At 72.6% G+C, this 11,229-nt stretch carries 11 protein-coding genes and 2 pseudogenes; 9 read left to right on the top strand and 4 right to left on the bottom strand.

Annotation, left to right across the window (positions count from 1 at the left end):
* Positions 1–387 precede the first annotated feature (387 nt).
* From AC07A6_RS33725 to AC07A6_RS33740, 4 genes are all read left to right on the top strand, one after another.
* Positions 388–681: a hypothetical protein gene (locus AC07A6_RS33725; RefSeq protein ID WP_478779660.1), complete on the top strand. Its 294-nt coding sequence runs from the start codon at positions 388–390 to the stop codon at positions 679–681.
* A gap of 74 nt (positions 682–755) precedes the next feature.
* The gene (locus tag AC07A6_RS33730; protein WP_478779661.1) at positions 756–4,163 is read left to right on the top strand and encodes a protein kinase domain-containing protein; all 3,408 of its coding nucleotides are present in this window, start codon (positions 756–758) and stop codon (positions 4,161–4,163) included.
* Positions 4,164–4,340: 177 nt separating this feature from the next.
* Positions 4,341–4,526 (top strand): hypothetical protein, encoded by a 186-nt coding sequence (locus tag AC07A6_RS33735; RefSeq protein ID WP_478779662.1) that lies wholly within the window; start codon positions 4,341–4,343, stop codon positions 4,524–4,526.
* Positions 4,527–4,608: 82 nt separating this feature from the next.
* Positions 4,609–4,899 carry a hypothetical protein gene (locus AC07A6_RS33740; protein WP_478779663.1) on the top strand — a complete coding sequence of 97 codons (291 nt, stop codon included), beginning with the start codon at positions 4,609–4,611 and terminating at the stop codon, positions 4,897–4,899.
* Here AC07A6_RS33740 and AC07A6_RS33745 read toward each other — a convergent pair.
* Positions 4,849–5,004 (bottom strand): YaaC family protein, encoded by a 156-nt coding sequence (locus AC07A6_RS33745; RefSeq protein ID WP_386274818.1) that lies wholly within the window; start codon positions 5,002–5,004, stop codon positions 4,849–4,851. The two genes, AC07A6_RS33740 and AC07A6_RS33745, sit on opposite strands and share 51 nt — an antisense overlap.
* Before the next feature lie 158 nt (positions 5,005–5,162).
* On the opposite strand from AC07A6_RS33745, the gene AC07A6_RS33750 reads away from it, so the two are divergent.
* Positions 5,163–5,489, top strand: a complete 327-nt coding sequence (locus AC07A6_RS33750; protein WP_478779664.1) for a hypothetical protein — start codon at positions 5,163–5,165, stop codon at positions 5,487–5,489.
* A gap of 330 nt (positions 5,490–5,819) precedes the next feature.
* Positions 5,820–6,061: pseudogene (locus AC07A6_RS33755) on the top strand (transposase); the annotation flags it as partial.
* A 1,075-nt stretch (positions 6,062–7,136) separates the two neighbouring features.
* On the opposite strand, the pseudogene AC07A6_RS33760 reads toward AC07A6_RS33755, so the two are convergent.
* A pseudogene (locus AC07A6_RS33760) lies at positions 7,137–8,656 on the bottom strand (helicase associated domain-containing protein); the annotation flags it as partial.
* A 444-nt stretch (positions 8,657–9,100) separates the two neighbouring features.
* On the opposite strand from AC07A6_RS33760, the gene AC07A6_RS33765 reads away from it, so the two are divergent.
* Positions 9,101–9,853 carry a hypothetical protein gene (locus tag AC07A6_RS33765; RefSeq protein ID WP_478779665.1) on the top strand — a complete coding sequence of 251 codons (753 nt, stop codon included), beginning with the start codon at positions 9,101–9,103 and terminating at the stop codon, positions 9,851–9,853.
* A 76-nt stretch (positions 9,854–9,929) separates the two neighbouring features.
* On the opposite strand, the gene AC07A6_RS33770 is transcribed toward AC07A6_RS33765, so the two are convergent.
* On the bottom strand, positions 9,930–10,025 hold the full coding sequence (locus AC07A6_RS33770; RefSeq protein WP_478779666.1) for a helicase: 96 nt from the start codon (positions 10,023–10,025) through the stop codon (positions 9,930–9,932).
* Between the two features lie 279 nt (positions 10,026–10,304).
* On the opposite strand from AC07A6_RS33770, the gene AC07A6_RS33775 reads away from it, so the two are divergent.
* Positions 10,305–10,634 (top strand): hypothetical protein, encoded by a 330-nt coding sequence (locus AC07A6_RS33775; protein ID WP_478779667.1) that lies wholly within the window; start codon positions 10,305–10,307, stop codon positions 10,632–10,634.
* Positions 10,635–10,652: 18 nt separating this feature from the next.
* Here the strand turns inward: AC07A6_RS33775 and AC07A6_RS33780 are convergent, their stop codons facing one another.
* Positions 10,653–10,811, bottom strand: coding sequence for a hypothetical protein (locus AC07A6_RS33780; protein ID WP_478779668.1), 159 nt, complete (start codon positions 10,809–10,811; stop codon positions 10,653–10,655).
* Between AC07A6_RS33780 and AC07A6_RS33785 the strand changes: the two genes are divergently transcribed.
* The coding region (locus AC07A6_RS33785) for a hypothetical protein (RefSeq protein WP_478779669.1) at positions 10,770–11,229 on the top strand (460 nt) is incomplete at its 3' end. The two genes, AC07A6_RS33780 and AC07A6_RS33785, sit on opposite strands and share 42 nt — an antisense overlap.

The raw sequence follows: 11,229 nt of genomic DNA on the forward strand, positions 1-11,229 counted from the left end.
GTTGGCCGGGCCGTCGCCGCGCTCCTGGCCCGGCAGGGCGCTGCCGTACCGGAGGCTCCGGCTGGGGTTCCCGCCGCCCGGCGGCCCCGGCCCCGGAGGCGGTGGTGGTGGGCGCGGACGCCCGCGGGATGTGGGGGCCGTTGACCGAGGCCTGGCCGTTCCGAACGACCTGGACCTGGCCGCCCGGCCCGCCGCCCTTGAGCGGCTCGGGGTCAGCGGGGCGGCGAACAGCCGACTGCTGACCACCGCAAAGGACAACATCAACTCCGAACGGGAGACCGCCCTGCCAGTCTCCACCCGGGTCTGGTCCGTGCTTGCGGCGCGCAGGCCGACGTCGCCCGGGGAGCGGAGGGAGAGCAGGGGCTGCGCGCGCGGTTGAAGGCCGCCTTGCTGAACAACCCCGCCTGGGAGCAGGGCCCGCCCGGCGAGCTCGCGGGCCGCATGGTCGGGGCGGTCCTGCGCTCCCTGACCGCTCCGCCCGGTGCCCCGGTTCCTGACGGACCCGCGTCTCGCTTCCGCTGCCGTTCCAGCTCTGCCGCCACCCGTCGGCGCGGCCCCGGCCAGCACTGGCTCACCCACATCGGGGGCCGCTCCGTCATCGCCCGCTCCGTCATCGCCCGCACCGCCGACGACTTCGCCGCCGAGGTCCGCCCCGGCGAGGAACGCCCCTGGCAGTACTGAAGCCTGACGAATCGTCGGCCGGGCACCCTCCACTGGCGTAGCGTCGGCCCTGGACCGACGGGGGAGGGGTTCGCATGAGCGGGGACGGGTCCGCGCGCTGGCGGGTGGGGGAGATCGTCGACGGCCGGTACGAGGTGACCGCGCTGCTCGGCCGGGGCGGCATGGGCGAGGTGTTCCGGGTCCGGCACCTCGGCTGGGGCACCGACCTGGCGGTGAAGAGCCCGCTGCTCGGCGGCGCCGACAGCCCGCGCCGCCGCGCGCTGTTCACCGCGGAGGCCCAGACCTGGGTCTCGCTCGGCCTGCACCCGCACGTCTGCGGCTGCCACTACGTCCGCACCATCGGGGGCGTGCCGCGGGTCTTCGCCGAGTACGTGCCCGGCGGCAGCCTGGCCGACCGGATCCGCAGCCGGCAGCTGTACGCGGGCGGGGAGGCGGAGGTGCTCGCCCGGATTCTCGACGTGGCGGTGCAGACGGCCTGGGGCCTGGAGCACGCGCACCGGCGTGGCGTGGTGCACCAGGACGTGAAGCCGGCCAACGTCCTGCTCGACGACTCCGGCACCGCGAAGATCACCGACTTCGGCCTGGCCCGGGCCCACGCCGCCGCCCTGACCGGCTCGGCCGAGGTCCGGCCGGGAGCGAGCCTGCTGCTCACCGGCGGCGGGATGACCCCGGCGTACGCCGCGCCCGAGCAGGCGGCCGGCCGCCGGGTCGGCGCGCGCAGCGACCTCTTCAGCTTCGGTGTCTCGGTGCTGGAGATGTTCACCGGCGAGGTGCGCTGGCTGCTCGGGCCGCTCGCGGAGGGCGTGCTGGAAACCTGCCGCGCCAAGGGTTCCGCGGGCGAGGGGCTACCGCCGATCCCGCCCGAGCTCGCCCGGGTGCTGGCCCGCTGCCTGCGTCAGGACCCCGCCGATCGGCCCGCCTCGGTGGCCGCGGTGGCGGTCGAGCTCGCCGCCGTGTACCACCGCCTGCTCGGCCGCCCCTATCCGCGGCCGGAGCCCCGGGCCGCCGACCTGCTCGCCGCCGAGCACGGGAACCGGGCGCTCTCCCTGCTGGACCTCGGCGACGAGGAGGGCGCCGCCGCCGCGTTCACCGCAGCCCTGGAGACCGACCCGCAGCACCTGGCCACCCGGTACAACTCCGGCCTGCTGGACTGGAGGAGGGGCCGGATCACCGACGAGGCCCTGCTCGCCGACCTGGCCGCGGCCGGCGAGGGCGGCCCGGACGACGCCGGGCCGGCGCTGCTCACCGCCCAGGTCCACCTGGAGCGCGGCGACCTCACCGGGGCCGGGCGCCTGCTGGCCGCCGCCGAGGGCCGGCCGGGCCCGGAGCACCCGGAGCTCGCGGCGGCCCGCCGGGCAGCGGCCGCGCTCGGCGCCCCGGCCGACCAGGTCCGGGCGATCGACTGGTACCACTGCGCGCCGAACCGGCTCCCGCCGGACTTCCCGGTGAGCACCGGCGCGGACGGCCGCCTGGCGCTGACCGCCGTGCAGGGCGGGCTGCTGCGCCTGTGGGACCTGACGACCGGTCAGTGCCTGCGCGAGCTGGACTGCGGGGAGGCAGGGGTGCCGCAGGCCGACCTCGGCGCGGACGGCCGCCAGGCACTCGTCGCGGGCCGCGACGGCGCCGTCCGGCTCTGGGACCTGCAGGACGGGAGCCGGCTCCTGACCCTGCGTCCGGACGGGACCGGCCGGGCGACCCGGATGCGGCGGCCGCGGCTGCACCAGGAGGCCGGGGTCGCGCTGGTCCCGATCGCCGAGCCGGGTGATTTCGGGCCGATGGACACCCGGGGCCGGGTGGAGGTGTGGGACCTGCGGACGGGCCGGGCCCGCTTCACCATCGACGACGGGCTCGGCTGGGAGGCCGCGGGCGTGCTCGGCCCGGACGGCCGGCGGGCCCTGGTCACCGGCTACGCGGACGGCGCCGCCCGGCTCTGGGACCTGGAGGCCGGCCGCCGCCTCCAGGTCCTGCCCGGGGGAGAGGCCCAGGTCGCGACGGCCTCGTTCTCCGCCGACGGCCGACACCTCGTCACCGGGGACCACTTCTCCCGGGCCGGGGGCGCGCTGCGACTCTGGGACCTGACGACCGGCCAGTGCCTGCGCGTCCTGACCGGGCACACCCACCGGATCACCGCCCTGCGGCTCAGCCCGGACCTGCGCCTCCTGCTCTCCGGCAGCCTGGACGGGACCGCCCGCCTCTGGGACCTCGCCACAGGCCGCTGCCTGCGCACCTACCGGGGCCACGGGCGGGACGTGGAGCTCGTCCAGCTGGACCGGCCGGCCGGGACGGTCCGCACGGGCAGCTCCGACAACACGCTACGCCGCTGGGACCTCCCGGGCCGGTACACCGCCCCCCACCTGGTCAGCCGCCCGCAGCGGCAGGGCGAGACGGCCGCCCTGGCCGGCCGGGTGCGGGCCCTCGTCGAGGAGGCGGAACGGGCCCGGACGGCGGGCGACCACAGCACCGCGCTCACCCTGCTCGGCCGCGCCCGGGCCGTCCCCGGCCACGAGCGCTCCCCGGCCGTGCTGGCGGCCTGGCGCGGCCTGGCCCTGCACACCACCCGCACCGGGCTGCGCTCGGTCTGGTCGCGGCAAATACTCACCGGGCACCCGTCCAATGTGCTCTCGGTCGTCCTCTCCGCCGACGCCCGGACCGCCGTCACCAGCGGCAGCGACCGCACCGTCCGGCTCTGGGAGGTGGCGAGCGGGGACTGCGGACACACCCTGCCGACCCGCGACATCGGCCGGGCCGCGATGAGCGCGGACGGAAGCCGGCTGCTCCACTCCACCTTCGGCGGCGAGCTCTCGGTCTGGTCAGCGGAAAGCGGTGAGCGCCTCGTCCACCTCGACGGGCGCGAGGTCCAAGCCTCCCTCCCGGCCTCGTTCTCCGCCGACGGCCGGCACGCCCTGGTGATCGGCCCGGACCACGTCGTGCGGCTCTGGGATCTGGACCGCGGCCGGGTGACGGCCGAGCTGGCCGGGCACGAGGCCCAGGTCCACACCGCCCACCTGGACACTGCGGCCGGGATCGCCGTCACCGGCGGCCGCGACCTGACGGTCCGGCTGTGGGACCTCGGCTCCGGCCGCTGCCTGCGCACCCTGCGCGGCCACGGCCGGACGGTGGTGGCGGCCCGGCTCTCCGCCGACGGCCGGCACGTGCTCAGCAGCGCCGACCAGGAGCCGGCCCTGCGGCTCTGGGACGCCTCGACCGGTGAACTCCTGCGCGCCTTCGAGCCGCAGCCCCGCTTCGCCAACGCCGTCCGGCTCGCCCCGGACGGCCGGTTCGCCCTGTCGGCGGGCGAAGACGCGACAGCCCGGCTGTGGGAGACCGGGACCGGCCGCTGCCTGAAGGTGCTCCCGGGCCACGGGCAGCGGGTGATCGGCGCGGACTTCACCCCGGACGGCCGGTACGGCGTCTCCTGGAGCATCGACACCGTGCAGCTCAGGGAGTTCGACTGGGATCTGGCCGTCACCCCGGGCGGGTGAGGCCGCTCAGGTGCACTCGTTCGGGTAAGGGTGCTCCGCCGGGCGGGTGGCGGGGGTTCATGGGGCTTGCGGCGGGCGGTGGGTGGTCAAGGGCGATGTCGGGACCGCCGTTGAGGTCGAGGCGTTGGTCGACCGACACCTGCACTCCCCGTTTGCGCCGGCTCCACAATTCGGGCAGTGAGCCGGTACCTGCGTGACAACGGGGCCCGACGTGCGCTGACAGAGCACTCCGGACTGCCAATCGACGTGCACATGGCGCCGTGCATCACGGTCAACGGCCGGATCGACCTGATCGGCCACCTGGACACGGGAGAGTTATCCGTCGTCGACCTGAAGTCGTCCGAGCGAGCACAGGCTGACTGAAGATCGCAGCTGCACGCAGTGCTGCACGAGCGGAGAGAGCGGGACTGGGTGGAGCGCACGGGCAGGTGGAGCTCGGTGACCGGTGCCGCTCACCTACGAGAAGGCGCGGGCGTACGGGCTCCCGGCGACGGAGGGCAAGCGCTGCGACCCGAGGTGGCCGCCCTTCGCCCGCTACGGCTTCGACATCGAGCACCCGCTCCAGCAGGAGGTGGAGGCGCTGGAGCCGAACGAACTCCAGCGCCTGGTCCTCGCCGCGGTCGACCCGTACATCGACCGCGACGTCCTCGCGCAGCAGATCGCACGCGTGAGCATCGCCTTCTGTCTACGACCAGGCGGCGACTTCATCGATGGTGTCCGCGATCAGTACGGGTAGGTGTTCCATGGCCCGTTCCAGGATCTTTTCGATGGGGACCGCGTGTCGGCTGCCGTCCACGTTGATGTGGTTCGCCCACTGGGCGGGCTGGTATCGGGCGAGCATCGATAGTGCGTACAGCGCCGCCCTTCTGACATCCGTCGGCGGACCGGCGTTTGCATGCGGCGTCGACGCCGCTTCCGGCGGATCGGATCAGGGTGGGACACACCGCGGATCTCTGGGAGGCTGGTGTCATGACACATGATCGGGCCACCGTGGCGAAAATGTCCGAGCTCTTCGACCCGGGACCCGGCCGGTGGGGGTTGCGTGGCGATCCGCACGTCTGGCAGGCGCTGAGGGAGGCCTTGTCCGGTAGGGAGGTCCCGCCGTCGGCCGAGGCGGTCGCCGCCCTCCTGCGGTCGACGTTCGAGGAGCTTGTGGAAGTCGACCTACTCGGTGAGCCGGCCCCGCACGTGTACCGGGAGCGGTATGCGCACGGTGGGATGTCCGGTGGCATGGTTCATCTCGACACGTGGCGGTATAGGTTGCTGCCGCTGCTGGTGGCACGGTCCGGCAGGCCGCGGGACCCACGCACCCTGCTGGCCCGCTGACCGGCCTGAGGGCTGCGCCGTACGGGCACGGAGCCGGCCCCGGCCTTCCTGCCCGTGCTGCGCGGGAAGCCGTATGTCCGCCCGGCACGGCCAGGGGCTCTGCTGCGGAGCTCGTTGTCGTCGCTGGCCGGCAGCACCTGGAATCTGCCCAAGCAGCTGCAGTGTCGGCGCGGTCCAGGTGCGCCAGTCCCACAGGCTCGGACGGTCCGGCTGGCACGCTCCGCACACGTTCAGTTCTGGCGGTGCCGGCCGGTGTGCCGATGTTCGGTGGTCGCCAGGAGCAGCAGGGCGAGGCCGGCAGGAAGCTGGAACAGCAGCACTCCAGGCCCACTGGCCGAGGTTTATGGCGCTGAGGTCTCCCGCCAGACGAGCTCCACGATCACCGACGAGCTCCTGGACGGCATGCCCGAGTGGCAGAACGGACCGCTTGACGTCGCCTGTCCGGTGGTCTTCACCGACGCCGTCCATGTGAAGATCCGCGACGGTGCAGTCGCCAACCGGCCCGTCTACGGCGAGTAGGGTGCAGGGACATCTTTGGGCTCCGGGTCGGCGACGGCGATGGGGGCGCCAAGTGCGATCGCCCGCCCGGAGCAGAGCGCCCAGATCTCCTTCAGCAGTTCGGGGTAGTGCTCGCCGTGCGTGTGCAACGCATGCCAGACCGCGTCCAGAGCCGCTTTCAGCGGATCGGGCTCAGCAGCAGCGAGCAGGGCGGGGAGAGCGAAGTACGGCTGTGAGATCGGTCCGCGGGCGTCCGGTGTGCCGGGGTACACCAGCAAGGAAGCGGACTCCATCGGCGCGCGGCTGCCCGGTAGCCGGTCGAGTTCGTAGCACGTCGCCCCGTCGTCTCTCGGCTCTGCGGCCGGGACCCACGTCCACCCTGCCGGCGGTGGGGGGATGTACGGCGGTCGCTCGGGGGGCATCGCCCCGAGCACCGTCGGACCCGGGACGAGGGGGGAGGATCGCAGGGTTTCCCACATCTGGTCGTCGTCGTCGAAGGGCGCCGGTAGGGGATGCCCCTGCGCCAACGCGGTGAGCGCTGGGGCGACCCACCGCACATCGGTCAGGCCCGCCGCGTCGCACGCCCGCCGTGCGGCGCACAATGCCACTGAACGCTGGATCTCGGGACCCGCGACATCGAGGGCGTGCACCAGGTCACTGTCGAAGGTGAGCAGACCCAGGACGTTGCTCCCGCGGACACCGTGCAGCCTCTCGCTTGGCAGCCTTCCGCCCCACTGCCACCTCTCGTAGTGCAATTGCCGATCCTCCGTGACCCCTACCTCATCTGCGACCAGCTTGTGCACAAAGCCCCCTGTTGAAGACGGTCTCGGAAGTCACTATTGGATGCGCCGTCAGACCCAGCATCATGCCGCAGGCCACTGACACGCCCGGCTCCTGGGCGTGTATTGCTTCGCCCAAAGGCTGATACCTAGACCGGCACCCGGTGGCTGGGCCAGCAGTTTCCGCTGTTCAAGAACCGACGTCCGCGAGTCGGCGAGACGCGGGACGATCAGCGCGGCTGCTTCTGTGTTGCAGCCTGCTGGACCAGCATCCCGGTGCAGGAGGACAAGCCGGAGGGCCCGGGGGTCACGATGTCCCGGGGTCTCCACTTCGCTGAGCTCCCGGCTCAATGACGGGCGGGGTGGCGTGTCACGCCCAGTCGACGCCGAGCTCGGCGAGTGCGGCGTGTTGGTCGGTGGTGAGTTTGTCGCGTCGGGTTTTGGTGTTGGAGACCCATACACCGAGCTTGACGATCACCGTCTCCGCCTCACCTTCGACCGTGATCTCCTCGCCGTGGGCGCGGGGGACGGGCCGGTGGGTGCCTTCCCGCTCTACCCACTGTGTGAGGGCTGTCAGGCCCCGCTGGAATGCCTGCTGTGCCTTGCTCGGCCCCTTTGCCCCGCGGCTGGCCGCGGGGGCGGGGGACGGCTTCTGGTCGGGTTGTACGCCCAGCGCGGTCAGCCGCGCCTGCTGCTCGGGCAGCAGCCGCGCCCAGGTGGCCGGCTGCTTCTGCTGCTGGAGCCACCGCCCGATGTCGTCGCCGTCCCACAGCACGCCGGGCGCGATGTCGGGCGGCCGTCCGTCGGCGTCGACCAGGTCGGCCAGGACGCGGTGGTGCCGCTGCCAGTCGAGTGGCCAGGGGCAGTTCCAGTCCTTGTCGATCGCGGCGAGCTGCGCGGCCCGGGTGGTCGCGGTGTCCTCGTCCTTCCCCAGCCCGTTCTTCGCGCCCTTCCTGCGGAGTTGGCCATGTACTGCCCGACGGGCACCATCGCGTCGTCCACGCCCCACACGGCGTCCTGCCGGGGCGCGAGATGCCCGGTGGCCCGCCGGTACGACCGGAGCACGGCGAGCTTGGCCTCCCACGCCTCCTCGCCCGGTTCCCACACCATCCCGGCCTCCGAGGCGTCCAGGAGGACCTTGCGCCGGTCCTCGAGCTCCCCGGCGCGCAGGGCCTTGCGCTGCTGGTGCACCCACCGTCCGAGCGGGAACGCCTTGGTGACGCCGACCTCGACCTCCACGTCGTAGGGGACGGCGTGGACGCCGGTGATCTCGTTCTCCGCCCGCCACCGCAGCAGGGCCTGGTAGCCCTCCAGCCACACCAGGGACTCTGGCCGGTAGACCCGGGTGCGGAGGAATGCGGCGATGGTGGCGGCGTCGCGCGGGCTGGAGAAGTGGAGCAGCGCCGACTCGGTCGCCGCGTCGGCGCCGTCCTCCTGGTCCTCGCCCTCGCCACCGGTGCCGACGATCTGCCCATCCGCGTCGCGCCGGATGTGCAGCCGGCGCTTCCCGCTGGTGAGGGCGCGGGAGGCGAGCTGCTCGACCAGACGGTCGTCATGACTGCGCAGGCCCTGGAGGACGGCTACAAGGGGGCGGAAGCTGGCGCTGGCGACCATGTCGGTCGGGTCCTCGCCGGGCTCCAGGAAGACGGGCACGATGATCCGGGCGACCTTGGTGGAGCCGTCCTTGTTGAGCCGGAGCGCGCGGCCGATGTTCTGGACGATCTCGACCTGGGAGCCGCGGGTGTCGGCGAAGCAGATGGCTTCGACGCCGCGTTCGCCGGTGATGTCGACGCCTTCGCCGAGGACGCGTACGGAGGCGAGGAAGGCGCGGTGTACGCGCCGGTTGTCGGCGTCGATGCCGTTGGCGAACTGGCGCAGGACTTTTCGGCGCGGTCGAGGCCGGCCGGTTGATGGGCGTCACAGGTCTTTCACTGGCTGGCGACGGGAGTGTTCACCTGCTTGTGGTGTCCTGACCTGGGCCGATGGGACGAAAGATGTCGCCGGCCCGGTTCAGGTTCTTGTCGTTTCTCGGGTAGTTCCGGTGGCGTGCGTGTAGGCGCGGCCGGATGGATGGCCACTGCCGGGGTGCCCGCAGCCCGGCCTGCGCCCGCCCCCGCCCCGTACGCGGCCGTCTCGTCCGTCGGGCCGGAGGCCGTCCCTGCTGCTCCTTCCTGCTCCGGCTCCTGCTGCGGAGCCGGTGGCGGTGAGTGCGGATGCCCGCGCGATGTGGGGGCCGCTGACCGAAGGGTTGAGTGTCCCGAACGACCTGGATCTGTCGGACCGGCCTGCGGCCCTTGGGCAGCTTGGCGTTGGCCGGCGGCGAACAGCTGGCTGGTGTCCCTCGTGCGGAACTGCGTCGGCTCCGAGTGGGAGAGCGCCCTCCTGGTCAGTACCCGGGCCTGGCCTGTGCTGGCTGCCCGCATGGCCGGTGTCGCCCGCGGTCCGGAGGGAGAGCAGGGACTGCTCGACCGTCTGAAGGCCGGGCTGGGGGACGTCACCGCCTGGCAGCAGGGTTCGCCCGAAGAACTCGCGGGCCGCATGGTCGGCGCCACGTTGCGCGCCCTGACCGCCCCGCCCGGCGCTCCGGTTCCCGACGGTCCTCGTGTCTCCGCCGCTGCTGCCCGTTCCCGTTCCACCACCCCCCACCGGCGCGGCCCCTGGTCAGGCCGCGCCGGTGGAGCCTGCGGTGCCCGCGCACCGGCAGGCGGCCCCCGCTCAGACTTCGGGCCGGGGGCAGGGCCGGTGACGGCCGGGGCTCCCGGGCGGCGGGGTATCGGTGCGTGGGTGGAGCGGGGGCGGCCGGCTTGGTGGGGGCTGTCCGGCCGGGACCGGATCGCGGTCGAGGGCTTCTTGCTGACCGGCGTCCTGGTCGTGGCGGGCTGGCGGGCGGGCCACCTCGGTCTGGTGGAGTCGGACTTCGTGTTGACGTTCCTGGGCGGCATGGCCGGCGTGGTCACTCGGTACCGGGGCGCGGTGTACCGGCCGCGGCCTGCTCCGCCGCCGACCGGGCCGCTGGTCGCGCCCTCGGAAGAGGTCCAGCGTCATGCCGCCGAGGAAGCGGGCGGCGGGCCTGGAAGGCGCCCGTAGCCGGGACCGTACACAGCATCCGACGCTCCCATCCCCGGCCGACGACTGTCTCGGCGCCCGGGGACGGGACGGGCGATCAGGAGCCGGCCCACTCCACCCCGAGCCCGGCGAGGACTTCGAGCTGCACAGCGTCGAGCCGGTCGCGCCGCTGGTGCTGGTTGGCCAGCCACACCCCGGTGCGATGCGGGCCGTCGGGCAGGTGATCGACGGGGCCCTTCCGGGCCGGCTCACTGCCTTCCGCTCATGGCACCCGGGATCACCAGTCCGCCAAGCGGAGGACAGAACCGGTAAGGGCCGGGAAGAGGGGGGATTGCTTAAGGGTTCGTATACGTCCAACCAGGCAAAACGCATCATCGCCGCGTGTGTTCGGCCTTCGTCGTCCTTTTGGCGAACGGTCTGTTCGCCGCGGTGATCTGAGATCTCATCGACGCAGCGCAGGACAGGAGACGACATGGCCGATGATGGCCTTTCCGAACAGCCCCGACTCTTGATCACCGAGGCTGTACAGGTCAGTGACGAGGACAAGGCCACCCTCACACTGGAAGCCCGAGATCAGACCTACATCGTCAGGGCAACTGGTGGAACCGCCCTGCCTGGGTGCCTGACTGTCCTGGACGCCGACGGACACACCATCACGGCATACAGGCTGGAGATTCCGCCCAGTGAGAGCCCGATGACACGGAGCGCGAATCACGTCTTCACGCTCGCGGACCCGTCCACCTGGGCCATTTTTCCCTGGCCGCAATTCGATCACTATCCCATCACCGGCGAAGCGACCTGAATCTGCCGAAGACTCCCCTCAGTCGAACAGCCCGAGATCAGCCAACTGCTGCCGCTGGTCTGCAGGGAGTACTGCTTGCCGGCTGCGCATGTTGCTGCGCCACACCCCCAACCGCACTTCGACATCCTTCCCGTCGTGGCGCACGACCTCGATGTGCGGGCGAGGGATCCTCGCCACTGTGCCTTCGCGTTCGAGGTACTGCTGGAGGGCTTGGAGGCCCTTGTGGAAGGCTTCCGCACTCCGCCCGGACGTGGACGTCGCTGCGGCTGTGCGGGCCTGTACGGCCCGCGCGGGCTTCACCCCGAGTGCGGCGAGCCGGCGCTGCTGCTCCTCTCCGAGCCGGCGGAAGTCGCGGCGCTGGGTGGCGAGCCACCGGCCGACGTCCTCGCCGTGGCGGGTGACTCCGGGGACGATGGCGGCGAGGCGGGCGCCGTCGTCCAGGAGCTGGGTGCGATCTCTCGGTTTGGGGGCAGTGGTGTGAGAGACAGTGAGTCTTTGGGGTGTTGGTGCTGGTCAGGGCTTGTTTCGAGATCGGGTGTCACTGTCTTTGATGTGAGAGATCGGTGGGGGATCGCTGTCTGGGGTCTTTATCGTT

It is taken from the genome of Streptomyces sp. NPDC044002 (genome assembly GCF_056434525.1).

What these genes read in the sequence shown, in the direction of transcription:
- AC07A6_RS33730 (WP_478779661.1), top strand. Translation starts at nt 756, where the DNA reads ATGAGCGGGGACGGGTCCGCGCGCTGGCGGGTGGGGGAGATCGTCGAC.
- AC07A6_RS33745 (WP_386274818.1), bottom strand. Translation starts at nt 5,004, where the DNA reads ATGCTCGCCCGATACCAGCCCGCCCAGTGGGCGAACCACATCAACGTG.
- AC07A6_RS33750 (WP_478779664.1), top strand. Translation starts at nt 5,163, where the DNA reads ATGTCCGAGCTCTTCGACCCGGGACCCGGCCGGTGGGGGTTGCGTGGC.
- AC07A6_RS33775 (WP_478779667.1), top strand. Translation starts at nt 10,305, where the DNA reads ATGGCCGATGATGGCCTTTCCGAACAGCCCCGACTCTTGATCACCGAG.